Origin of the sequence: Paenibacillus macerans, from assembly GCF_050565405.1 — a bacterium.
Classification (GTDB): domain Bacteria; phylum Bacillota; class Bacilli; order Paenibacillales; family Paenibacillaceae; genus Fontibacillus; species Fontibacillus macerans_B.
In genome coordinates, this window is the sequence record NZ_JBNYYG010000036.1 from 1 (window position 1) to 24,320 (window position 24,320).

Sequence of the window (24,320 nt, forward strand, 5' to 3'; positions counted from 1 at the left end):
CAAGACTCGAACCCTATTGACCGCCACGCCTTGGCCTGCCTTTATGCACATCGGGTATCTTGTTGGGTTTAATGCAACGCCTATGGCTTCGGATAGCTGTAACGGACTCAGATGCGCTTATTTGGCCCCATCCAGAGCGAAATGCCCTATTTGCCGGTGATAAGGGTTATACGGTCCGTTACATCGTGATCGTGATCAAGATCGAAATCATGATAGATCGCAACCATAATCGCAACCATAATCGTGATCTTGACAGTAAATCGTAGCCTAATCACGATCGGAGCAGCGTATGCAACAAGCCCAACCGATCAGCAGACATGCGTACCTGACTATTCATTAAGCCTGGGAAATAGGACGGGAAATAGCGATTAGCGTCATCTCAGTCCGTTAGAGCTGGAGTTTGCAAAAATCAGCACCGCTAACAGCTAACAGCTTCAAACCTCTCGCTATAGCGCCATCATCGTTCGCATCATCGTTCGCATCATCGTCCGCATCATCATCCGTATCAACGTCCGCCATCAACAGCCCGCAACAATACTCGTCATCAACCTACGGCTATAAACCGCCAATTCCCGGCCAAGTCGGGCTGGCTCCAGCCCGAGTAGCCCCTAGGGGATCGACCTACTGCTGCAGCTGGCGCAGCACGGTGATTTCCACGCGGCGGTTTTTTTGCCGGCTCTCGGCGGTGGCGTTGTCGGCGGCCGGGCGGGTGTCGGCGTAGCCGGCATATTGGAAGTGCTGCGGATCAAGCTTCTCTTGATCGATGAAATACCGCAGCACCGACAGCGCTCTTGCCCCCGACAGCTCCCAGTTGTCCTTGAACTCCGACGAGTAAACGATCGGCAAACTGTCCGTATGGCCTTCGATGCTGATCACCGTGTCGAGCTGGCGGAACAGGCTGGCAAGCTTGGCGAGCGTTTTGGCCGAGCCGCTTTTCAGGCCGGCTTTGCCGGTATCGAACAGGAAGCGGTCGCTTAACGTGATCGAGATGCCCTTCGGCAAATCGGCGACCCGGATCTGGTCCTCCAGGCGATTGTCTTTGATATACGCTTCAATCAGCTTCATCAGATTGGCGAGCTCTTCCTCCTGCCGGCGAAAAGCCAGCTCCCGCTCGGTCAGGGGGGCTTGTCCGGAGCTGTCGGCCTGCCCCGTAGTGCCTGCGCCTTCGCCTTGCTTGCTGCCGTTCTCGGCCGAAGCGGGCGGATTCTTATGGCTGTAACGATCCTCCGTTCCGGTAATCCCGCTGCCCAGCTCAAGCAGGGAATCCCCGCTTTTGAACGTCTGCTGCAGGGAGGCGGTGACGACTTCGTATTTTTCCACGTCCAAACGGCTCATCGCATACATCACCACGAAAAAAATCAGCAATAGCGTAATCAAATCCGCATACGTGATCATCCAACGGTCCTTCGTGTCATGGCGCTCCGACCGGCGTCTGCGCCGTTCGCGCACCCGCTGCTCCGGAGCGCTATTCTTGCTCTGGTTGCTTGATGGTCTCATATTTCGTTTTCCCCGGAACCGGAACGGAAGCTTGTGTTCGGTCCTAGCTCAGCCTCAGGTTCCGCAGCCGGGAGGAGGCGTTTGGTATCGGCGGTATACGACTCCAGCTTGCGGCGTACCAGGAGGGGATGATCCCCGTTTTGAATCGACAAAATGCCTTCCAGCATCATATCCATGCGATCCACTTCGTCCTCGCTGCGCGCCTTGATCTTGGACGCGATCGGGAGAAAAATCAGGTTGGCGCTGGCAACCCCATACAAGGTCGCGGTAAAAGCGAGCGCGATCGACGGGCCCAGCGCGGTTGGTTCGGACAGGCTGCCGAGCACGTGAATCAGGCCCATCACCGTGCCGATAATCCCCATCGTCGGGGCATAGCCGCCGGCGGATTCGAAAATTTTGGCGTAGCCTTCATATTTCTTGGCCACGGCATCGATTTCCAGCTCCATAATTTGCTGGACCATGCTGCGGTCGGTTCCGTCGACGACGAGCTGGATGCCCTCCCGCAGAAAAGGGTTGCGATGCTCGGCCGCTTTTTTCTCCAGGGCCAATACTCCCTCGCGGCGGGCGATCGAAGACATGCTGACCACATCCTCGATGATGTCATCCGGAGCCGGGGTTTTCGACATAAACGCAAGGGCCAGCGCATGCGGCACCTGTCGCAGTTTGGCCACCGGGAAGCTGATCAGCACCGCGGCGAGCGTACCGCCGAATACGATTAAGGCGGCGGTAATCTGCATCAATCCCGCCAATTCTCCGCCTTCCCACAAAAAACCGCCGATCAGGGCGGCCAGTCCGATAATGATGCCCAACAACGTTGCAATATCCATGGAAAATGTACAACTCCTATTCTCGACTTACCGTTTGCATCTGAAGGATGAAAAAGGTATAATACATGGGAACACCCATTCCTATTTTGATAAATTTAGGAAGGATCTTTCGATTGACGCGTGGTTTATTCATGGTAATCATGACCGATCCTAGATAATACGCAATAGGTTGAGGCGAAAAGTCTCTTTCATTATATAAGATGTCTGCCGGAGACTCTTCTAGTATTCCATTCCATTTTAGACGATAGGGTGATGTTGGACAATGAGTGAAATAGTATTCAGCAATAATAAATTTGAGCTCATCTCCGAGTTCACCCCGCAGGGGGATCAGCCGGGAGCCATAGACGAATTGGTTGAGGGCGTGCTGGCCGGAAAAAGACACCAAACGCTGCTCGGTGCAACAGGGACAGGAAAAACGTTTACGATCGCCCAAACGATCGCGAAGCTTGGCAGACCTACCCTCATCATCGCTCATAACAAAACGTTGGCGGCTCAGCTGGCCAGCGAGTTCAGAGAATTTTTCCCCAACAACTCGGTAGACTACTTCGTCAGTTACTACGACTACTATCAACCGGAAGCCTATATTCCTTCCTCCGATACCTACATTGAGAAAGATTCCAGCATCAACGAAGAGATCGATAAGCTGCGGCACTCGGCGACGAGCGCGTTGTTCGAGCGGCGGGACGTCATCATCGTGGCGAGCGTGTCGTGCATCTACGGCCTCGGTTCGCCGGAGGAGTACCGGAACTTGGTGCTGTCACTGCGGGTAGGGATGGAGAAGCCGAGGAACCAGATTTTGAGCCGGCTGGTGGATATCCAATATCAACGGAACGATATCAACTTCGTACGCGGCACGTTTCGGGTGCGCGGGGACGTGCTGGAGATTTTTCCGGCATCGAACAGCGAACATGCGATGCGCGTGGAGTTTTTTGGCGACGAGATCGAACGGATCACGGAAATCGACGTATTGACCGGCGAATTGATCGGCGAGCGGGAACATGTAGCGATTTTCCCGGCATCTCACTTCGTCACGCAGGAGGAGACGATGCGTGTAGCGATCGGCAACATCGAACGCGAGCTGGAAGAACGGCTGGAGTTGTTCCGCGCTCAGGGCAAGCTTCTGGAAGCCCAGCGGCTGGAGCAGCGGACGCGGTACGATATCGAAATGATGAAGGAAGTCGGCTTCTGCTCCGGGATCGAGAACTATTCCGGACCGCTGACCTTCCGCGAGCGCGGGGCGACGCCGTATACGCTGCTGGACTATTTTCCCGACGATATGCTGGTCGTCATAGACGAATCCCACGTGACGCTGCCGCAGATCCGGGCGATGTACAACGGTGACCAGGCGCGCAAAAACGTGCTGGTGGATCATGGCTTCCGCCTCCCGTCGGCGCTGGACAACCGGCCGCTCCGTTTCGAGGAGTTCGAAGGCAAGGCCAAACAGCTGATTTACGTATCGGCGACGCCGGGTCCGTACGAACTGGAGCATTGCAACACGATGGTGCAGCAGATCATCCGTCCGACGGGGCTGCTTGATCCGGTGATCGAGGTACGGCCGACGAAGGGGCAAATCGATGATCTGATCGGAGAGATCCGCGACCGCATCGCCAAAGACGAACGCGTGCTCGTGACGACGCTGACGAAGAAGATGTCCGAGGATTTGACCGACTATCTCAAAGAAATCGGCATCAAAGTCAGGTATCTGCATTCGGATATCAAGACGCTGGAGCGGATGAGCATTTTGCGCGACCTGCGGCTGGGCACGTTCCATGTGTTGATCGGAATCAACCTGCTGCGGGAAGGCCTGGATTTGCCCGAGGTGTCGCTCGTGGCGATTTTGGACGCCGACAAGGAAGGGTTCCTGCGGTCGGAGCGCTCGCTGATCCAGACGATCGGGCGGGCCGCCCGGAACTCGGAAGGCCGGGTACTGATGTACGGGGATAACATTACCGAGTCAATGGATAAGGCGATCAAAGAAACCGAGCGGCGGCGCACCATTCAGATCGCGTATAATGAGAAGCACGGAATCACGCCGCAGACCATCAAGAAGAAGGTACGCGACGTTATCGAAGCGACCAAGGTAGCGGAGAGCAAGAGCGATTACCTGGCCGATGCGGCCAAGGCGAAGATGTCCAAACGCGACCGCGAAGCGATGATCGGCCGCCTCGAAGCGGAGATGAAGGAAGCCGCGAAGAACCTGCAGTTCGAACGCGCCGCCGAGCTTCGCGATGCCGTCATGGAGCTCAGGGCGGAGTAAAAAGGGCAAATCGCATCACTACGGTCCGTTAGGATAGACCGGCCATGTTTAAATCATTCTGCTGGCGTTCTGCTAGCTAGAGATAGAAGTTCATAAGTTCGTGATCAATGGGAAGTCGTTTTTAAACAAACTATATTAAATAAAGGTTCAAAAATAGGCTTTTCAGCACCGAGAAGGTTGGATGAAGCTAGGGAGTGAGTAGCGGAGCGTAGACAGATCTACGTGAGCAACGGAAGTCCCGGCTGAGTTCAAGATTCGACGCCGAATCCGCTCCTATGAGTTGCTTCGTGATGGGAAGCTGATTTTTAAACAACCTATATAAAGGGAGATGAAACCGTTGGCTAGTGAGAATATCGTAATCAAGGGCGCACGGGCCCACAATTTAAAGAACATCAACATTACGATCCCGCGCGACAAATTCGTCGTGCTGACGGGGCTGAGCGGCTCAGGTAAGTCCTCGCTCGCCTTCGATACGATTTATGCCGAAGGGCAACGCCGTTACGTCGAGTCGCTGTCGGCGTATGCCCGGCAGTTTTTGGGGCAGATGGAGAAACCGGACGTGGACTCGATCGAAGGCTTGTCTCCGGCGATTTCCATCGACCAGAAGACGACCAGCCGCAATCCCCGTTCCACGGTAGGCACCGTGACGGAAATTTACGATTATCTTCGGCTGCTCTTTGCCCGGGTAGGCCATCCGCATTGCCCGGAACATGGCATCGAAATTACCTCCCAGACGGTCGAGCAGATGGTTGACCGCATCATGCAGTATCCCGAGCGGACGAGATTGCAAATCCTGGCCCCGGTCGTCTCCGGGAAAAAGGGCGAGCACAAAAGTCTGTTCAGCGAAATCGCCAAGCAGGGCTTCGTGCGCGTCCGGGTCGACGGAGAACAGCGGGATCTTTCGGAGAATATCGAGCTCGAGAAGAACAAAAAGCACTCCATCGAGGTCATCGTTGACCGGATCGTGGTGAAGGAGGACGCTCGCACTCGCCTGGCGGACTCCATCGAGACGGCTCTTAAAATGTCCGGCGGGCAAATTCTCGTCGATATCATCGGTCAGGAGGAGCTGCGATTCAGCTCCAACTTTGCCTGCCCGATCTGCGGATTCAGCCTTGATGAGCTGTCGCCGCGAATGTTTTCGTTCAACAGCCCGTTCGGGGCTTGCCCGGAATGCGACGGACTGGGCGTGAAGATGATCATCGACCCGGACCTGCTCGTTTCGAATCCGTCCAAAACGATTGAGGAAGGCGCTTTTGAAGCTTGGGCCGGCAGCACCTCCAACTACTATCCGCAATTTTTGAAGTCGGTTTGCGAGCACTACGGCATCCCGCAGGATGTCCCGGTTTCCGAACTGACGAAGGAGCAAATGGACAAGCTGCTATACGGGACGGGAGATACGAAAATCCGCTTCCGTTACGAAAATGATTTCGGCATGAGCAAAGACGCGTACGTGACATTCGAAGGGATCATTCCCAATCTGGAACGCCGCTACCGGGAGACCGCCTCGGATGGCATCCGCGAGTTCATCGAGGAATTTATGGGCTCGAAGCCTTGCGGCAGCTGCCATGGTCATCGTCTGAAGAAAGAGGTTCTCGCCGTTACCGTCAACGATCAGAACATGGCGTACGTGACGTCGTTGTCGATCGGGGAAGCGATGAAGTTCTTCGAGGGACTGGTGCTCAGCGAAAAAGAAGCCGCCATTGCCCATATGATCATGAAGGAAATTAACAGCCGACTTGGTTTCCTGGTGAATGTCGGACTCGAATACCTGACGCTTAGCCGCGCGGCCGGTACGTTGTCCGGCGGGGAAGCCCAACGTATCCGGTTGGCCACGCAGATCGGCTCGAGCTTGATGGGCGTGTTGTACATTCTCGACGAGCCCAGCATCGGGCTGCATCAACGGGATAACGACCGTTTGATCGCCACCTTGGGGCATATGCGCGATCTCGGCAATACGCTGATCGTCGTCGAGCACGACGAGGATACGATGATGGCGGCCGACTATATTATCGATATCGGACCGGGAGCGGGGATTCACGGCGGCCAGGTCATCTCGCAAGGAACGCCGCAGGAGATCATGAACGATCCGCGTTCGCTGACCGGCCAATATTTAAGCGGCAAGAAATTCATTCCGGTTCCGCTTACCCGTCGCAAGCCGAATGGACGTTGGTTGGAGGTCAAAGGCGCCAAGGAGAATAACTTAAAGAACATTAACGTGAAATTCCCGATCGGCGTGTTTACGGCGGTTACGGGGGTTTCCGGTTCGGGGAAATCGACGCTCGTGAACGAAATTCTGTACAAAACGCTGGCGCGCGATTTGAACAGAGCGAGAGTCCGTCCGGGACAATACAAGGAGATCAAGGGCTTGGAGCATGTCGATAAGGTCATCGATATCGACCAGTCGCCGATCGGGCGCACGCCGCGTTCCAACCCTGCTACGTACACCGGCGTATTTGACGATATCCGCGACCTGTTCTCGCAGACGACCGAAGCGAAGGTGCGGGGCTACAAGAAGGGCCGTTTCAGCTTCAACATCAAAGGCGGGCGTTGCGAGGCCTGCCGCGGCGACGGGATCATCAAAATCGAAATGCACTTCCTGCCGGACGTCTATGTGCCTTGCGAGGTATGCAAAGGCAAACGTTATAACCGGGAGACGCTGGAGGTCAAATATAAGAACAAGAGCATTGCCGATGTGCTCGAGATGACGATCGAGGATGCGACAGACTTCTTCCAAAACATTCCGAAGATTCACCGCAAGCTGCAAACGCTGCTGGACGTAGGCTTGGGCTACGTGAACCTGGGCCAACCGGCAACGACGTTGTCCGGCGGGGAAGCGCAGCGCGTGAAGTTGGCCTCCGAGCTGTATCGCCGCAGTACCGGCAAAACGATCTACATTTTGGATGAACCGACGACCGGTTTGCATGTCGACGACATCGATCGGCTACTGACGGTACTCCATCGCCTCGTCGATTCGGGAGAAACCGTGCTGGTGATCGAACATAATTTGGATGTGATCAAAACGGCGGACTACCTGATCGATCTGGGACCGGAAGGCGGAACGGGAGGCGGCACGGTGATTGCCACCGGCTCGCCGGAAGACATCGTAAAGGTCGAAGAATCCTACACCGGCCGTTACCTGGCACCGATCCTGAAGCGCGATGCGAAGCGTACGGCGGAGCTGGAAGAAGTAGAAGTGCAGAACCGCGAAGTGGTGTAAATAAGATAGATGAAAAACAGTCCTCCAGCAATCGATAGCTAAAGGACTGTTTTTTTGTTATATATCATATTCCATATATGGTATAATTAACCTAACAACAGAATGGCTATAAAGGGCGGTCGGCTAGTCTCCTGCAAAGGAGGTGATGCCTGTGGAGGTTAAGGATGCCTTGACGTTAATGATTAGTTTTGGAGCGTTTCATGTCGCGCTAATTGGGCTGATCGTTACGATCGTCATCGCATTGAACCAAAACAAAAAGAAATAGACCGCCCCCCAACAAGGTAACGATCTATTTCGATAGACAAAACCTTTGACAGCCTACCGCCCTTAAAAGCGGCTGTTGCCGAGTGGAGATGTTCCCGCATCTCCGCTCTTTTTTAATGTATCCTTCTAATTCCCATAATATCACAAATCTTGCCGGATTTAAAATGAATTAAGCGATTTCGGGCGTTCGCTTTGTTTACGAGGCAATGCCCGCCTCTAATATGCCGCTCAGCTTCTCTTGGAAGGCCGGAACGCCCACGCGATTTACGAAGTCATGGAAGGACTCGGCGACGGAGCGGTTTTCTTTGTAGAACAACAGGAGCTGTTCCAGCACTTGGGCAACCTGATCGCCCTTTACGCGGCCTTTCAGGCCTTGGTTAAACTGGGCCTGCGGTCCGTTTTGGCCGCCTCCCAAAGTGCCGCCCACCGCAATGTCGAAAGCGTCGACCATGCCCTCGGGCGTTTTGACCAACGAGCCTTGCAGGCCGATGTCGGCGATATGCTTTTGACCGCAGGCATTCGGGCACCCGATGAAGTGGATACGGACTTTTTCATCCAACTCCACGTGCTGGTCCAGGTATTCGGCTACTTCCACCGCGCGGCGCTTGGTCTCCACGATGGCGAGATTGCAAAATTCATTGCCTGTGCAGGACACGGTACGGCTAATAAAATGGTTCGGATTCGGCGTCAGACGCTGCAGCACCGGAGCTTTCAGCGCCTCCTCCAGCTTTTCGTCCGGAACGCCGCTCAGCAGAATATTTTGCGACATCGTGGTACGGATTTTACCTTCGCCGTATTGGTCGGCCACATCGGCCAACTGCACCAGTTCATCGGCGTCTAAACGGCCAACCGGTACATTGAGACCGATATAGTTAAGGCCTTCCTGTTTTTGCGGATGCACGCCGTCGAAATAAGCCGCTTGCCAGCCGACGGTTTTATCTTCTCCGCGGGTAGGCAGATCGCCGACCAGTTCGATCAGCTTGTCTTTGAATTTTTCCGGTCCCCAATCGGCGACGAGGAATTTCAGGCGGGCATGATGGCGTTTTTCCCGGTAACCGTAATCGCGGAAAATCGTCGTTACGCCGATCGCCACCTTCAGCACTTCCTCCGGCCGGACGAAGATATCAAGCGGCTTGGCCAAATGAGGTTTTGCGGACAAACCGCCGCCAACCATCGCATGGAAACCGATCACCTCTTGGCCATCGACCACTTTTACCGCGGGCGTGAACGAGAGGTCGTTGATTTCGGCTTGGGCGTTGTTATAGGTATTGGCCGAGATCGACATTTTGTATTTGCGCGGCAAGTTGGAGAAATCGCGGTTCAGCAGGAAAAAGCGATTCACCTCTTCAACGATGTCGGTCGTGTCGATCAGTTCGTCTTTGTCGATACCGGCCAGCGGGTTACCCACAATGGTCCGCGGGCAGTCGCCGCATGCTTCGAACGAATACAAGCCGACGGCTTCCAACCGGCTAAAAATATCCGGCAAATGTTCTACGCGCAGCCAGTGAAATTGAATGGCCTGGCGAGTAGTCACGTCGACGAGATCGCGACCGTATAGCCGGGCGATATCCGCCAAAGCCCGCGCTTGTGGCGTGGTCATGACCCCGCTGTTGATGCGCACGCGCATCATGAAATGGCCATCCTTCGGTTTTTGCTGATACACGCCGGCCCACTTGAAACGATCCATGTCGTCGGCGGAAATAGAATCGTAACCCTTCTCCGCGTACTCCTCAATGATTGTGCGAATGACATCCAACCCGTCTTTTTCCAGTTTGACGAACTCGAACTTGTTTAGTTTCTCCGGTTCAGCGGTCCAAATCGGTTCATAAGCCATCGTTTCCCCTCCTAAAATGCTGCTTTAAGTAAACGAACCCTGATCGAATCCGGCCTCGTAATTCCGACTAAAAAACTATGATATAAGTATATTCATGTTACCACAGATGCAAAATAGCGTAAATAAAGAATGGCAAATACGAGTATCAAACTTCTTTATGGATTGCTAAAGAACTAATGATAATGTATGTGTCAAGGAAATAACGCATAAAATGTAGGGTAAATGCAGTGGGAGATGTTGATTTCCCGTAATTTTTTTGACATTTTTTTGTCTTTCCACTTGCATCCGGCGTGGAGGGAAGATAACATAGAAGAAGATATGTAATTTCGTGGATTTCAAGAGGGGGTTTCGCGATGTTGCTCGCAGCAGCGGGAGAAACGACAACGACGTATAACGGTTTCGATATTTTTATGATTTTGTTTACGATCATTATTTTTATCGGCGTGGTACGCCTGTTGATCCAACGCCCGAAGAAAAACTTGTTTGCCATCGGGTTCGGAATCATCAGCCTGTTGGTCTTTTTAGCCTCGGATGCTATCATGATCAAGGCTTGGTTCAGTTAACCGCCAAAGCGGACGCTACATACTTCATCACATGAAATACCAAGGCGCCGTGTTCCTTAGGCTGGAACGGGGTGCCTTTTCATTTTTCCGGAAGTATCCTATAATGGAAAACAGGTGAAGCACACCTTGGCATCGTAAACGATGGCGGGGTGTGTTTTTTTATTTGCTCAAATGGATGATTTTCACAAAAAAAGCAAGATGGAAGGAGGCTCGGGCGAAGATGGGGCGAAATAGTAAAGATACCTATTTTTTCTTAATGGGGTGAAGTCTGTACAAGTTGAATACTGCGCTTGCTTTGCTGGTGCTGGCCGGAGCTTTCTTGGTATGCCGGTTGAATTGGAAATGGAGCAATCATCAATACATAGGAGTGATTGGGTTGAAGAAAATGATCATGGTGTTGTTAAGTGGAGTAATTTCACTTGGGGCAATTCAGGCAATTCCCGCAAGTGCAGTTAGAGCTGATGCTGTTATAACTGGTGGGCCCAAGTTGGCCGTGTTGGTCGATGGGAGAAAAATCAAATTTCAGGGTGGAGAACCCGTGTCTGAAAACGGTCGAGTCCAAGTGCCGTTACGCGGGGTTGGGGAGGCTTTGGGGGCTGAAGTGGGGTTCTCCGGACAGACCGTTACTTACAAAAAAGGAGACAAAACCATCGCCCTGACTTTAGGCAGTGAGGTGGCTACGGTCGACGGTAAGAAAGTGAACATGGACACGAAAGCAAAAGCTGTGAAGGGGCGGACTTATGTGCCTTTACGTTTTGTGAGTGAGAATCTGGGCGAAAGCGTGAGTTGGGATCAGGTGGGGAATTGGGTGTGGATTGGTAAAAAAGATATCCCTACTCCGGAAGAAGCAGGGGTGAAGAATGTACCTGTTTATGAGTTTACAAAGCTGATTGGTGAACATGTTTGGGTTCTAACAAGTGCAGAGGAAGTAGAGTACAAAACGGTAAATGTAATTAAAGCAGATCAACTTCCCTTAAAGATTGGAGATCGGGTTATTTATGATCTATGGCCCGTCAAGCAGGGAACTATTGAAGGGTTGAGAATGCATGCTTCTAACGGTAGTCCTATATTGGTTTTCCTTGGTTCTAAATTTGATGCTCGAAAAAGAGACCCAAGAGAAAGCCTTTCAGTAACTCATCCGGATAAAACTCGTACTGTGACCTATGCCGTTAAAAGTGGTCATGATGTGGATATAGATCTGAATTTTGAAAAATTCAGGTTAGCACAGGTGGATTATATTGTGGTAGCTATGTCTTCCAATGCTTTAACCGTCATTGAGAACCCGTTCAAATAGGGGGATGGCATGGGTGAAAAAAATTTTTATGACCGTGTTGGCTTCCCTAATATTATTAAGCAGCATTGCACTTCCTCCAAAGGTGGATGCAGCCAGTACATTACCAACGACTCAAGACAAAAACGACCCTAACAAATATTATTTCGTTGCCTTATTTAGTTCGGATATTTGGCGCAGATCGGACGGGAAGACCTGGACAGGCGATGGTAATCCGGGTGGATCAGTAAACATAACTTTTCCTTATTCTTTTGACTTTCCGGAACGCAAAATAAAAAGTGTACAGGTAGCTAGATTCAAAGCTCCTGGTGATTGGGATAATGGTTTAGATATTTGGAATACGTCTCGGTACAACTCAATGGATTGGGATGAAACCACAAAATATATGAGTAACAATTTTAGTTCTGTTCGATCAGGCTCCTTGACAGGTATTGGTACCAGTTCAGTTTCTTTTAAGGTACAGGTATCAGGTACTTTAACAACAACTCAGCCAGACAATGCTGGTAAGGACATAACCGAAGAAGGTGGTGGGGGACTAGATCCAGGCGTTCTAGGCTACCGTTACTATTTCCCTTCAATGCTTACCATTGAGTTGGAGCCAGAGGGCGGAAAGGCCGTCTTTAAACACTATACTACTGATGGGAAATCACTTAATGGAATTGATGGATTTAAAGATTATGAAAAACCATTAATAAAAGATCAGAGATATGAGTTTCCTCCCACGCCGGGAACAACAAAATATGAATACCAGGGGTGGAAAAAAAGTACGACAGGCCCTCCGAGTGGGGGAATCATCGAAAAAGGCGAACCGTATCCACTTGACCCATACATAGGCGGCTTTGATTACTACATCAATTACTACTACGAGAAAAAGGGCGACGATATCCCGCAAGATCCTCAATGTACGCAGCCAACCCCCGGGAGCGTCATTAACGCTCCGCTGAATGATCCCGGCGCAAACGCCGTGATTCGGGCGGATAGTCGGGGCGGGGAGCGGTTTAATGTACTGGACGGAATCCCCACCTCGGAAAGCTTGTACGGGAACGTCTTGGCGAAAAGCTATTTGACCCAAAACCGCTTCGTGGAAATGAGCGGGACGTGCACGTTCGATATGACGGTGAACCGGGATTACGAGTTAACTTGGGATCCGAAAAAAACGGAGACCGGGCCGGATGGAAAACCCCGTGAGATCCCTGATCCGCAAACGGAAACGGAGACCGTGACGAAGTCGTATTCGATCGAACGCAAATACTCGTTTTGGGTGATCGATAATTTGGAAGTGTACAAAATCAACGAGGCGGCATTGGGGAACTACGCTTTTGAGGGGAACGGCATACGGATTCAGCCGAGCGGATATTCGCCTCCGAGTTACGCCACTGCCCGATCCGGCGGGTTCACGCCGCCAGCGCCGTCAAATCCGGTAGAAGCTCCGCCGGGCAGCAAGTCGGGAGGAAAGACCAAGCCTGACGTCAGTGGGGAAAACCTGAAATCCTACGCGGAGGACGCTGTCGACGAAGTTAAAGTCAATAACGATACGCTTACGTTTAACGGCCATACCATCATGAACGGCTCGCAGGCCGAACGTGCGGGGCAAAGACCCGGTCAGATCCCCGTGGCTCCTCCAATCTCCAACAATGTGCTGTATAGTCCGGGGCATGTCGTTCCGATCAGTAAAACGAACAAGGCGGATCAACCCAGCAGCGGGACGATCGCTTACGGTATCATGGCCGGGAACATCAACGGCGGCGGGGACAAGTCTTTTCCCATCTACGGCATCAATTCGGTGACGGTGCATACGCCCGTGGTGATCTACCCCGGCGTCTCCGACGACCGCGCCCATAATCAAAAAACGAACCCGGCGGCAGGGCGGTCCGCCATCATCTTGGATCGGCCTTTTACAATTCAAATGCCCAACAGCGGCCAGCATACGAATTATCTCGGTTACGGGAACCGAAATTACCTCAAGTATATCGGCAGCAAGCAGGTGCGTTTCCCGTTTGATGCGTACGACGGGACGAGGACGACTTTTTATCCGAAACATACCTGGATCGAGGTGGATAAGGCGAGGGAGTCGTTTGCCTTTTTTCTTCCGGTCTGGGTGGATGAAGGGTTTTACGATATCGAGTTTCGGACGATTGCCCATAATGCGCCTTCCGGAGCTGCGGAGCAGACGAACGCCAACCTCAATCTCGCCAACCACATTGCCTATGATACCGTGCCGGTGGATGCGATCGGGCGGGTCTATGATTTCAGGGTGACGGATATCGCCGATTACAACTGGGAAACCGTGTTTCGAACGGCCGCGGGAAGCCGGACGCCAACGGGCGCTGCTTATTGGGTAGGGCTAAACGGCATCGATGGAGAGCCCAAGGGGAATCCCGCGCCATTTACGCTGCCGATTCGTCCGGGGAGCCATCCCCTATACAAAAATGGCGTCATTAAAACGGGGTACCATTTCAAGTTCGACCTGAAAACGAAAGGCAATATGTACGGGCCGCAGGATCAGATCGTCATTACGCCTTCGTTTTATTTTGTCGATGCGGTGGATGGGAAACGACAACCCGCCGATTTGTATTACCATACCGGCAGCCGAAGCTATGTGCGGATCGGCTCGCCTTCGGACAAGGTGCAGCGTTATGTGATTTTGAACGAGCGGCTGCGGAACGTGCCGGAAGAGGAACTGACCGATACGGCGTTGTTCAAGTACGATCACGACTACACGTTTAATCAGGTGGCCGGGATCGGGCGCAGCCAGTTCGTGCAAAACTACATCAACAAGCAGGCGACGCAAAAAACGCCCATCGGGAGCCTGAGCCTGCTGAGATTGCCGGAAACCGTGCGGACGCTGATCGGGCCGAAGTCGGGGATTCCCGGCGGCGTCGATCCTGCCCGGGTAAATGCCGCAGTGCAAAAATGGTACGGGGAATACAGCTTGCCCGCGGAACTGTATGCCGTGGCGGCGGGAACGAACGTGGCCGAGTATGGCAGGACGCATGGGGGATTAACCGACCGATCGGCGATCTTTTTGAAAAACGGGTATATTGTCGTCAATTTCAATATCGAAACGGTGCGCAACGGGGAGGCAAGCAAGCCCTACCTCCAATACGTTCATGCGCCGCTGATGAACCAGTGGTACGGAATGGAAGGATATGCGCGGAATGTGACCGACCCTTACGGGCGGCATTTTACGCTGCTGGACGGGGACGTCGTGTTTTATCACGCGGATTTGTCGAGCCGGGATGATTTCCGTTCCCTGGTGACGCATTAAATAGTTTGATGCACTGCTCCTTTCTCCAGTATTTGGGGGAGGAGTTCTTTTTTTAGATAGGGCGAACGTTATTAGGAGATTTCTCGCTTGGAGCCGCCTGCTTCATTTCCCGGAGGATTTGACTCACCCGGCTCTGGGATACTCCTACCAACCGTGCCCATTCGGTTTGTGTGCCGTTGGGGTAGGTACGCATTGCTTCGAGAAGCCGTTCATAAGCCTTGCCGTATCTTCGGCCTGGTTTTCTCGAAGTGGCGTTGCCTTTGGAATCACCGGCAAGTTTGTCTTCTGCGGCTGTCGAAACCTCTTCCATTCCCGTCGCGGATTCCCGTAGGTCCAATTCAGGGTTCACCTGAAGCCGAATATCCCGTATGCACGACTGGCAAATAAATTTCTCGCGAAAATAGACCAGCCTGTCCATCGATTGACAGAACATGCAGACTTGCGTCTGATATTTGCGGACCATGATCCATTCGGAGTCAGGGTCAATGAAAAACTCCATAGGGTCTTTTTCCACGATTTTCAACACCCGTCTTAATTCAATGGGCAACACGATACGACCCAACTCGTCTAACATCCGAACGATCCCTGTACTTTTCATAAGGCCACCTCCAAATTATTTTCATATTGCACTATAATTCGATATGAAGCCAAAAAAATCCTGTAAACCCCAACCAGATTACCCTTATTTTCCTTATGGTTCGGATGCTTGTTGCATGACTTTTCTCAAATTGAAAAAGCTGCTGCGCCGGTTCTATGATACAATGTTCTAGTCTATTTTCAGATAAGTGAGATGCGGGAGGAACATCGAGTTATGCAACAAAGTCCTTTTATTGCCGTGGAGGGCGCGATAGGAGCCGGTAAAACCACCCTGGCCACGATGCTCGCCGAGCGGTTTGATTTTGCGCTCCTGAAGGAGATCGTGGAGGAAAATCCGTTCCTGGACAAGTTCTATCAGAATATCGAGGAATGGAGCTTTCAACTGGAAATGTTCTTCTTGTGTAACCGGTATAAGCAACTGGAGGATGCGGCGAAGCATTATGTGTCCCAGCGCCGGCCGGTCGTATCGGATTACCATATCTATAAAAACTTGATTTTTGCCCAGCGCACGCTGAACGGGGGTAAGTTGGACAAATACCGGCAGATTTATCATCTGCTGACCGACGATTTGCCAAAGCCCAACTTTATCGTGTACATCAAGGCGGATCTTGCGACCTTGCTGCAAAGGATCGAAAAACGCGGCCGCCCATTCGAGCAAAACTTCGACGCCGGCTATTTGGAGGGGTTGATCGAGGATTACGAGGCGGCGATTACCTACATTAAAATGCATGAACCGGAAACGGTTATCATCACGGTTGACGGCAATGAGCTGGACTTTGTCGAGCACCCGGATCATTTTGAGCAAATCATTGCCGAGATAAAGGAGCATTTATAACCGATGAAGCAAGAATTCAACATTCCCCAAGACGCCTTGATCACGGTAGCGGGCACCGTGGGCGTCGGCAAGTCCACGCTGACCGCCGCATTGGCGGCTCGGCTCGGCTTCCGCACTTCAATGGAGAAGGTCGATCAGAATCCTTATTTGGAGAAGTTTTATCACGATTTTGAAAGATGGAGCTTCCATCTGCAAATTTACTTTTTGGCCGAGCGGTTTAAGGAGCAAAAAGCGATCGTCGAAGCGGGCGGCGGCTTTGTGCAGGACCGGTCGATTTACGAGGATACCGGTATTTTTGCCAAAATGCACGCCGACCAGGGCACGATGTCCAAAACCGATTACGAAACGTACACCAGCCTGTTTGAGGCGATGGTGATGACGCCGTATTTTCCGCACCCGGACGTCCTGATCTATTTGGAAGGCGATTTATCGTCGATTTTAAACCGCATCCGGCTGCGGGGCCGGGAAATGGAAATTCAGACCGACGTGTCCTATTGGGAGCATATGCACGAGCGATACGCCAAATGGATCGACGGGTTTCACGCTTGCCCCGTGCTGCGATTGAATATCGACGAATACGACGCGACGGACGAGTCCTCGCTGGACGAAATCATCCGCCAGGCGGCGGCGATCGTCCAGGCTTCGCGGGCGCGGCAAATCTGACGGAATGTTCCGGAACATAAGGGAAAAATATGGCGCTATTTCGGTGATATCGCTCATTTGACTTGAAGTAGAGGACATTTATGGCGCTATTTGTTCTATTTTATGGGGTATCTGTCCGCTGAGCCGTTTCCTCAGATTCATTCAAAATCATTCGGCCGATGGGAGTCGCCTCTCCTATCGGCTGTTTTCCGTGAGCGAAGCAGCGTCCTTCCCCTATCCATCGAAATATAATCTGCCTAAATACGTCATACCGCCTTGTGCGTGCCTATTACAGCCCTTCGTGCCGCCAGTCCTATTGAAGCCAGGTTTTTCCTTGCGAATGGATGGAAAAGCTAGAGTACGCCAACAATGTCTGCTAGAATAGTTAAGTTGGATGATTCAATTTTGAACTTTTGTGAGATGGATACGCCGGCAGAACCGGCTTGGGAGGAATATATGAGCACGACAGTATTAACGAGACAGGACGTGGAGCTGCTGGCGCCGGCCGGCGACTGGGATTGCATGCGGGCGGCGGTGGCGAACGGGGCGGACGCGGTGTTTTTCGGCGTGGAGAAGTTTAATGCCCGGGCCCGGGCGAACAATTTCCGCATGGACGAGCTGCCGGAAATCATGGCTTTTTTGCACAGCTATGGGGTCAAAGGGTTTCTGACCTTCAACATTCTCGTGTTCGAGGACGAGCTGCGGGACGCGCAGGAGTTGATCGAGGCGTGCATTCATGGCGGCGTGGACGCAGTGATCGTGCAGGACCTGGGGCTGGTGAAGCTGATCCGGGAGCTGTCGCCGGACTTTCCGATTCACGGATCGACGCAGATGACGATCACTTCGCCGGAGGCGGTGGAGTTCGTGAAGCCGTGGAATATGGAGCGCGTGGTGCTGGGCCGGGAAAACAACCTGAAGCAGATTAAAGTCATCGGGGAGCAGGCGAAGCTGCCGATGGAGGTTTTTGTGCACGGGGCGCTATGCGTCTCGTACTCCGGTCAATGCCTGACCTCGGAAATGTGGGGCGGCCGTTCGGCGAACCGCGGCGAATGCGCGCAGGCGTGCCGGCTGCCGTACGACCTGATGGTCGACGGAGAGCAGAAGCCGATGGGCGATGTGGCCTATCTGCTGTCGCCAAAGGATTTGGCGGCGATCGACATTATGCCGGAGCTGATCGAGGCGGGCGTGACCTCTTTTAAAATCGAAGGGCGGATGAAAAGCCCGGAGTATGTTGCGAATGTGGTAAGCAAATATCGCAAGGCGATCGACCTTTATTTTGAGGGCGATCACACGCGGCCATCCAAGGAGGAGATCCGCGAGCTGCAGCAAAGCTTTTCGCGCGGATTTACGCATGGCTTCCTGGAGGGCACGAACAATAAGAAGCTGGTCGAAGGAACCTTTCCGAAAAGCCGGGGCGTGTATCTCGGCCGCGTCGAAAAAGTGCTGCGGGACGGCGTGGTCTGCAAGCTGGAAGCGCCGCTGAAGCGGGGAGACGGGATCGTGTTCGATGCCGGGGATCCGACGAAAAAAGAAGAAGGCGGCCGCGTCTACGATCTGCGACGCCAAGGCGTGAAGCAGGAGGGCGAAACCGGCGAAGGCTGGATCGTCGACATCGTGCCGGGACGCAACGACGTGGATTTGCGCCGCGTGCATGTCGGCGACCGCGTATGGAAAACGAGCGATCCGGCGCTCGACAAACGGCTGCGCCAGACGTACGAGACGGAGAAGCCGTACCGCGTGTTCCCGGTGCATGTGCGGGCTGCGGGCCACGCCGGCGGGCTGCTGTCGACCTTCTGGACGGACGTGCAGAAGGGCACGACGGTGCAAGTCGACTCGGAGCTGGAGCTCGAGGTCGCGCAAAAACGGCCGATGGACGCGGCGCTGCTCGAAGAGCAGTTCGGGCGTCTCGGCGGCACGGTGTTCCAGCTCGAGAAGCTGGATGCGGAGCTCTATGGCGACGTAATCCTGCCGATGCGAGAGTTGAACGGCATCCGCCGGCGCGCGGTGGAGCTGCTCGCCGCCGAGCGGCCGAAGCCGCCCGTGTGGACGCGGGCGGCAGCCCCGGACGCCCCTGCCGCGGGCGGGGCGTCGCCGGCGCCGCAGGCCTCCCGCTTCGCGCGGGGGCCTGCAGCGCCCGTGAAGCGCGGCGGGGCGCAGCTCACCGCGCTGTGCCGCAGCCTGCCGCAGGTGCAGGCTGCGCTGGAAGCCGGCGTATCGATGATTTACGCCGACTTCGAGTTTATCAAGCAGTTCCCGGCAGCGGTGGACGCCGTTCGCGCAGCCGGCGCCAGAATCGCGCTGGCCACGCCGCGCATCCATATGCCGGGCGAAAACGGCTACCACAACAACATCCTGCGTCTCCAGCCAGACGCGGTGCTGGTGCGCAATACCGGGGCGCTGTATTACTACCTGCGCCACCGGCAGGAGAACCCGTCGGCCGCGCATCCGCGGCTGATCGGCGATTTCTCGCTGAACATCGCCAACCACAAAACGGCCGAGCTGTTCCTGGAAGCGGGTTGCGACGTCGTCACCCCGTCGTATGACCTGAACATCCAGCAGATGGTCGATTTGCTCCAGGTCAGTCCAACGGCGGACATGGAGATCGTCATCCATCAGCATTTGCCGATGTTCCATACCGAGCATTGCGTGTACTGCACCTTCCTGAGCGAAGGCACCGACTACACCAACTGCGGCCGGCCGTGCGAGGAGCACCGCGCCTCGCTGCAGGACCGGATCGGCATGTCCCATCCCGTCCGCGTGGACGAAGGCTGCCGCAATACGGTGTACAACGCGATCGAGCAATCCGGCGCGGAATATTTGAGCCATTTCCTCGAGTCGGGCGTATCGAGCTATCGGGTCGAATTCCTGGAGGAAACGCCGGAGCAGGTGCACGAGGTCATCGACCTCTACAACCGTGCATTGCGCGGCGAAATCAGCGGCACCCAGGTGTGGAAAACGCTGAAAGCGACCAACCAGCTCGGCGTCACGCGCGGACAACTGGTGAAATAAATAGAAAGGGAGCCTTTGCGGCGGTTTTGCCGCGCGGGGCTCTTTTTTTTGCGATGATATCGGTCAATGTCGATAGGCGAAAATCCGGTTTGAGGTAGCTGTCTGTAGGGTTCGTGCTTCGTGCCTTGTTGTCCTGCATGCTGCTTTGCACGATTATCCCTTTCGTTCAGGCGGCAGGAGTTGGTGGGTGGGGCTATTTTTGATTCGGGGGCGAGCGGATATGGGAAAGTCAATGCAGGAACGGATCTTCAACCCTTCAGCAGCCGTTATCGCAGCGAGCAAGGCCTTCATGGAGACGCTTGAACGGTGCGGGCCTATCTGATTATCTCGAACCTATCCGCTTCTCCACCAATTATTTTCTTTCTCACGGGCTTGTCTGTTTCTTAGCTATCTGATCAAACGGGATAATCATGCAAAGCGTCCGTACAGCGAGTGTTTATCAGTCGCCCAACCCCCCGGCCTTCCCCGTCCTCAAGCTTTCAACGCCCTTCCGCGTTTCTTGCCGCGACTTCTACACACACCTTATGACCAATTCCCGGGACGATCTTCCCGTTGAACAAATTTAACAATGGATTGACGCCCGGATAATACATATCCCTTATGATGAAATGCTGGTCCACTGAAGGGGCCGGCTATTTTAAGAAGGGAGGGGCTGTAAAGCGATGAATCAACGGCCGACGGTTCGCAGTACGTTGAAGGCGCTGTTGTATTTGCTGCCCGCATTTGCGGTTATTGGGGTGTTTACGGTTTATCCGCTGTTCAAGTCGCTGGAGCTCAGCTTTTATACGGAGTACGACTATTTCAAGGATATCGTTTACGCCACCGGATGGGGCAATTATGCAGAGGCACTGCACGATCCCGACTTTTGGCTGGCCATGCGCAACACACTGCTGTTCGTCGTTGGGGTTGTGCCCGTATCCGTAGTGATATCCCTGCTGATCGCGCTGATGCTGAACGCCAACATTCGGTTTCGCGGCCTGTTCCGAACCGTTTATTTTTTGCCGTATGTCACTTCGCTGGTGGCCGTTGCCGTCGTCTGGCAGTGGATTTACCACCGGGATTACGGCATTCTCAACTATTTTCTCGGCGGGCTGGGCATCAGTCCCGTTTCCTGGCTGAACACGCCGCAGCTTTCGATTCCGGCGCTTGTGCTGATGTCCATCTGGAAAAGTCTCGGGTACAACATCATCATCTTTCTGGCGGGCTTGCAAACGATCGACAAGCAATACGAGCAGGCCGCCAGCATCGACGGGGCGAATTACGCGCGGAGGCTTTGGCACATCGTGCTGCCGCTGCTGTCGCCGACGACTTTTTTCGTCGCCGTCGTTTCGGTCATTTCATCGTTCAAGGTGTTTGACGAAGTGTACGCCCTGTTCGGCGGCGGAGGCGGGAAAGCGGGGCCGGCCGACAGCGCGCTGACGATCGTGTTTTACGTCTTCCGCAAGTTTTACGCCGAATGGGATTTCGGCCTGGCCGCGGCGTCGTCCTATCTGATGTTTATTGTGATCGCGCTGATCACGGCCTTGCAATTTTATGCCGGCAGAAAGAAGGTGCATTATTGATGCGGAAGCCTCAAAAAGCGCGTCTCTTTCCGCCATCCGTCTTCCGTACGGCCCGGCGCGCGTTGATCTATGCGGTGCTTGTCCTAGGCGGCTTGACGATGATTCTGCCTTTCTACTGGATGATCACGACTTCGCTCAAGACGCCGGACGAAGTGGTGATGCTGCCGCCGCAATGGATCCCGCCCAGCTGGAAATGGGGAAATTACCGCGTTGCCTGGGAGGCGGCCCCTTTCGGGCGTTATTTGCTCAATAGCATGATCGTTACGCTGCTCAGCACGCTGGGCGAATTGATTACCTCCATCCTGGCCGCGTTTGCTTTCGCGCAGCTGCGTTTTTATGGCCGGGAGCTGTTGTTTTCCTTGCTGCTCGCCACCATGATGATCCCCGGGGAAATCCTGCTGACGCCGAATTTCGTGACCTTGACCGAGCTCGGCTGGATCGATCGTTACGAAGCGCTTATCGTTCCCTGGACGGCCAGCGTGTTTGCGATCTTTTTGTTCCGGCAGTATTTCCTTGGCATTCCGGAAGAGTTGTATGCGGCGGCCCGGATCGACGGCAGCGGCGACTTCACCTATTTGTGGCGCATCATGGTGCCGTTGGCGGGGCCGGTCATCATCACCAGCGGGCTGATCAAAGTGATCGGCAGTTGGAACGCGTTCCTGTGGCCGCTCATCGTGACCAACTCGGCGGAAATGCGCACCCTGCCGGTGGGCCTGACCGCATTTGTGTACGATACCGGCAAAAACTACGAGCTGCTGATGGCCGCCTCGTCGATGATCATCCTGCCGATGATCGCGCTTTACCTGTCAATGCAAAAGTACGTGGTTGAGGGCATTGCCCGCACGGGAATCAAGGGCTGAGGCGTTGTTGGGCAAGCTGTAAGAAATTTCGTACAAAACGTCTCCAATAACCTGCCCTCAGCTCGAGTTATACGATAAATCGTACAAATAGCGCCCTACCCGGCGTACATTTGGACTTTTTGTATGAAAAAACATACGAATTTTTATGGAAAAACCCTATTTATGAGGTTTTTATACGATTTTTCATGCAAACCGTTCATTTGAATGGGTCAAGGTACTGGGCGTGATTGAAAACGGGCCATGTCTTCAAAAGATACTTGAATTACCTCTTAAAGGTGGTGGTGGCCGGAGAAGAGCCGCGAAAAGGATGAAAGATGGCCCATGCCCTGTCGGAACGAACGCCGTGTGAAACGGTCAAAAAACGAAAGCGAGGAGAAACCATGTTGCAAAAAAAGCTGATTTCTGTCTTTATGCTTTGTTTGATCATGATTGCCGTTACAGCTTGCGGAGGAGGAGCCAACCCGGCAAGTACGGGCAATGCCGCGGGGAATCAAACCGCCACTGCCGCTAATTCCGGCAATACCGGAGCCGGAGGAAATGCAGCGAACGGGGAGGAAGGGAGTGCGGAAGCCGGTCCCGGATCCATCACGCTCGATCAGCCGGTGACGGTCGAGTTCTGGCACGCGATGTCCGGCCATTTGGAAGAGGTGCTGCAGCAACTGGCCGACGAATTTCACAACCAGAACCCTAATATTACGGTGAAGCTGGTGGCCCAGGGCAGCTACGACGATTTATCCCAGAAGCTGATGGCTGCGGCGAAAGCGAAAACTTCGCCGACGATGTCTCAGGCCTATTCCAACTGGCAAACCGAATATGTAGCGAACGATCTGATCGAGGACCTGACGACTTATATCAACGACGCCAAAGTGGGCCTGAGCGCCGAGGACCAGGCCGATATCGTCCAGGCTTTTAGGGACGACAACACCTGGGATGAGAAGCTGTACGGCGTGCCCTTCAACAAAAGTACGGAGGTGCTGTACTACAACCAGGACTATCTGGATCAATTCAAGCTTGCCGTCCCGACCACCTGGGATGAAGTGAAAACGGCTGCGGCCAAGCTGACGACCGGCATCAACGGCAAAAAAGTCGTCGGCATCGGTTTCGAAAATTCGGTATCCGGCAATTTGGCCACTTATGTCAAACAGGCGGGCGGCGAATACGTGACCGATGGCGGCCAAGTTGCGTTCCATTCGCCGGAGGGCGAAAAGGCGCTTGGCTATCTGTACGATTTGATTGTCACGACCAAAACGGGACGTTTGGCCGGTGAAGACGGTTATATGTCCGATCCGTTTGGTCGCGGGGACGTCGCGATGTATATAGGCTCTTCCGCCGGCACTTCCTTTGTAGGCAGCGCGGTGAACGGCAAATTCAAATGGTCGACCGCCCCATTGCCGAAGGACAAAGCTGCCGCCTCTCCGTTTCAAGGCACGAACGTGATTGTGTTCCAAAGCGCCGTGCCGGAGCAAAAACTCGCGGCCTGGGAGTTCGGAAAATTCCTGATCTCCAAGGAATCGACGATTCAGTGGGCCAAGGAAACCGGATATGTGCCGGTGCGGGGTTCGGCGCTGGAGGACGGCGCGTGGATGGACTTCATCGCGGAGCATCCCGAACAAAAGGCGGCGTCGCAGCAGTTTGACTCGGCTTTCGGCGAGCCGCATCTGGACGGTTACAACCAATTGCGCACCGATGTGTCGAAGCAAATCGACGAGGTGCTGCACGGACAGAAATCGTTCAAAGAAGGGCTGGCGAGCGCCGAACAAGCCGCACTGGATAGCCTGAAGCCATAACTTACGGAGG

At 53.8% G+C, this 24,320-nt stretch carries 16 protein-coding genes; 12 read left to right on the plus strand and 4 right to left on the minus strand.

Annotated features, from left to right (window positions below):
• Positions 1 to 621: 621 nt before the first annotated feature.
• Both ACQ4N8_RS18870 and ACQ4N8_RS18875 read right to left on the minus strand, forming a co-directional pair.
• Positions 622 to 1,497, minus strand: a complete 876-nt coding sequence (locus ACQ4N8_RS18870) for a flagellar motor protein MotB (protein WP_430705899.1) — start codon at positions 1,495 to 1,497, stop codon at positions 622 to 624.
• The gene (locus ACQ4N8_RS18875) at positions 1,494 to 2,324 is read right to left on the minus strand and encodes a flagellar motor protein (protein WP_430705900.1); all 831 of its coding nucleotides are present in this window, start codon (positions 2,322 to 2,324) and stop codon (positions 1,494 to 1,496) included. Before ACQ4N8_RS18875 ends, ACQ4N8_RS18870 begins: the two co-directional genes overlap by 4 nt.
• 262 nt (positions 2,325 to 2,586) lie before the next feature.
• Between ACQ4N8_RS18875 and uvrB the strand changes: the two genes are divergently transcribed.
• The 3 genes from uvrB (at position 2,587) to ACQ4N8_RS18890 (ending at position 8,063) form a co-directional block, all read left to right on the plus strand.
• Positions 2,587 to 4,581 carry an excinuclease ABC subunit UvrB gene (gene uvrB, locus ACQ4N8_RS18880; RefSeq protein ID WP_430705901.1) on the plus strand — a complete coding sequence of 665 codons (1,995 nt, stop codon included), beginning with the start codon at positions 2,587 to 2,589 and terminating at the stop codon, positions 4,579 to 4,581.
• A gap of 337 nt (positions 4,582 to 4,918) precedes the next feature.
• Positions 4,919 to 7,798, plus strand: a complete 2,880-nt coding sequence (gene uvrA, locus ACQ4N8_RS18885) for an excinuclease ABC subunit UvrA (RefSeq protein WP_430705902.1) — start codon at positions 4,919 to 4,921, stop codon at positions 7,796 to 7,798.
• Between the two features lie 151 nt (positions 7,799 to 7,949).
• A complete protein-coding gene (locus tag ACQ4N8_RS18890) occupies positions 7,950 to 8,063 on the plus strand; it encodes a putative holin-like toxin (protein WP_430705903.1) in 114 nt (37 codons plus the stop codon).
• 195 nt (positions 8,064 to 8,258) lie between these two features.
• Here ACQ4N8_RS18890 and ACQ4N8_RS18895 read toward each other — a convergent pair whose 3' ends face one another.
• Positions 8,259 to 9,896 (minus strand): nitrite/sulfite reductase, encoded by a 1,638-nt coding sequence (locus ACQ4N8_RS18895; protein ID WP_430705904.1) that lies wholly within the window; start codon positions 9,894 to 9,896, stop codon positions 8,259 to 8,261.
• Positions 9,897 to 10,249: 353 nt separating this feature from the next.
• On the opposite strand from ACQ4N8_RS18895, the gene ACQ4N8_RS18900 reads away from it, so the two are divergent.
• The 3 genes from ACQ4N8_RS18900 to ACQ4N8_RS18910 all read left to right on the plus strand — a co-directional run bounded on the left by ACQ4N8_RS18900 (position 10,250) and on the right by ACQ4N8_RS18910 (position 15,018).
• Positions 10,250 to 10,459, plus strand: a complete 210-nt coding sequence (locus ACQ4N8_RS18900; protein WP_430705905.1) for a hypothetical protein — start codon at positions 10,250 to 10,252, stop codon at positions 10,457 to 10,459.
• Positions 10,460 to 10,844: 385 nt separating this feature from the next.
• Entirely contained in the window at positions 10,845 to 11,753 is a 909-nt protein-coding gene (locus tag ACQ4N8_RS18905; protein ID WP_430705939.1) for a copper amine oxidase N-terminal domain-containing protein, read from the plus strand.
• Positions 11,754 to 12,714: 961 nt separating this feature from the next.
• Complete coding sequence (locus tag ACQ4N8_RS18910; protein ID WP_430705906.1) at positions 12,715 to 15,018, plus strand: DUF5704 domain-containing protein; 2,304 nt, start codon at positions 12,715 to 12,717, stop codon at positions 15,016 to 15,018.
• Positions 15,019 to 15,070: 52 nt separating this feature from the next.
• Here ACQ4N8_RS18910 and ACQ4N8_RS18915 read toward each other — a convergent pair whose 3' ends face one another.
• Positions 15,071 to 15,616, minus strand: coding sequence for an AbrB/MazE/SpoVT family DNA-binding domain-containing protein (locus tag ACQ4N8_RS18915; protein WP_430705907.1), 546 nt, complete (start codon positions 15,614 to 15,616; stop codon positions 15,071 to 15,073).
• Positions 15,617 to 15,829: 213 nt separating this feature from the next.
• Here ACQ4N8_RS18915 and ACQ4N8_RS18920 point away from each other — a divergent pair, with 213 nt between their 5' ends.
• The 6 genes from ACQ4N8_RS18920 (at position 15,830) to ACQ4N8_RS18945 (ending at position 24,310) form a co-directional block, all read left to right on the plus strand.
• Positions 15,830 to 16,450, plus strand: a complete 621-nt coding sequence (locus ACQ4N8_RS18920; protein WP_430705908.1) for a deoxynucleoside kinase — start codon at positions 15,830 to 15,832, stop codon at positions 16,448 to 16,450.
• A gap of 3 nt (positions 16,451 to 16,453) precedes the next feature.
• On the plus strand, positions 16,454 to 17,113 hold the full coding sequence (locus tag ACQ4N8_RS18925; RefSeq protein ID WP_430705909.1) for a deoxynucleoside kinase: 660 nt from the start codon (positions 16,454 to 16,456) through the stop codon (positions 17,111 to 17,113).
• A 435-nt stretch (positions 17,114 to 17,548) separates the two neighbouring features.
• Positions 17,549 to 20,101, plus strand: coding sequence for a DUF3656 domain-containing U32 family peptidase (locus ACQ4N8_RS18930; protein WP_430705910.1), 2,553 nt, complete (start codon positions 17,549 to 17,551; stop codon positions 20,099 to 20,101).
• 662 nt (positions 20,102 to 20,763) lie between these two features.
• Positions 20,764 to 21,663 (plus strand): carbohydrate ABC transporter permease, encoded by a 900-nt coding sequence (locus ACQ4N8_RS18935; protein ID WP_430705911.1) that lies wholly within the window; start codon positions 20,764 to 20,766, stop codon positions 21,661 to 21,663.
• Positions 21,663 to 22,523 (plus strand): carbohydrate ABC transporter permease, encoded by an 861-nt coding sequence (locus ACQ4N8_RS18940; protein WP_430705912.1) that lies wholly within the window; start codon positions 21,663 to 21,665, stop codon positions 22,521 to 22,523. Before ACQ4N8_RS18935 ends, ACQ4N8_RS18940 begins: the two co-directional genes overlap by 1 nt.
• Positions 22,524 to 22,903: 380 nt before the next feature.
• Positions 22,904 to 24,310: an ABC transporter substrate-binding protein gene (locus ACQ4N8_RS18945; protein ID WP_430705913.1), complete on the plus strand. Its 1,407-nt coding sequence runs from the start codon at positions 22,904 to 22,906 to the stop codon at positions 24,308 to 24,310.
• Positions 24,311 to 24,320: the final 10 nt, after the last annotated feature.

What these genes read in the sequence shown, in the direction of transcription:
- ACQ4N8_RS18870 (WP_430705899.1), bottom strand. Translation starts at nt 1,497, where the DNA reads ATGAGACCATCAAGCAACCAGAGCAAGAATAGCGCTCCGGAGCAGCGG.
- ACQ4N8_RS18875 (WP_430705900.1), bottom strand. Translation starts at nt 2,324, where the DNA reads ATGGATATTGCAACGTTGTTGGGCATCATTATCGGACTGGCCGCCCTG.
- uvrB (WP_430705901.1), top strand. Translation starts at nt 2,587, where the DNA reads ATGAGTGAAATAGTATTCAGCAATAATAAATTTGAGCTCATCTCCGAG.
- ACQ4N8_RS18895 (WP_430705904.1), bottom strand. Translation starts at nt 9,896, where the DNA reads ATGGCTTATGAACCGATTTGGACCGCTGAACCGGAGAAACTAAACAAG.
- ACQ4N8_RS18900 (WP_430705905.1), top strand. Translation starts at nt 10,250, where the DNA reads ATGTTGCTCGCAGCAGCGGGAGAAACGACAACGACGTATAACGGTTTC.
- ACQ4N8_RS18905 (WP_430705939.1), top strand. Translation starts at nt 10,845, where the DNA reads ATGATCATGGTGTTGTTAAGTGGAGTAATTTCACTTGGGGCAATTCAG.
- ACQ4N8_RS18915 (WP_430705907.1), bottom strand. Translation starts at nt 15,616, where the DNA reads ATGAAAAGTACAGGGATCGTTCGGATGTTAGACGAGTTGGGTCGTATC.
- ACQ4N8_RS18920 (WP_430705908.1), top strand. Translation starts at nt 15,830, where the DNA reads ATGCAACAAAGTCCTTTTATTGCCGTGGAGGGCGCGATAGGAGCCGGT.
- ACQ4N8_RS18925 (WP_430705909.1), top strand. Translation starts at nt 16,454, where the DNA reads ATGAAGCAAGAATTCAACATTCCCCAAGACGCCTTGATCACGGTAGCG.
- ACQ4N8_RS18930 (WP_430705910.1), top strand. Translation starts at nt 17,549, where the DNA reads ATGAGCACGACAGTATTAACGAGACAGGACGTGGAGCTGCTGGCGCCG.
- ACQ4N8_RS18935 (WP_430705911.1), top strand. Translation starts at nt 20,764, where the DNA reads ATGAATCAACGGCCGACGGTTCGCAGTACGTTGAAGGCGCTGTTGTAT.
- ACQ4N8_RS18940 (WP_430705912.1), top strand. Translation starts at nt 21,663, where the DNA reads ATGCGGAAGCCTCAAAAAGCGCGTCTCTTTCCGCCATCCGTCTTCCGT.
- ACQ4N8_RS18945 (WP_430705913.1), top strand. Translation starts at nt 22,904, where the DNA reads ATGTTGCAAAAAAAGCTGATTTCTGTCTTTATGCTTTGTTTGATCATG.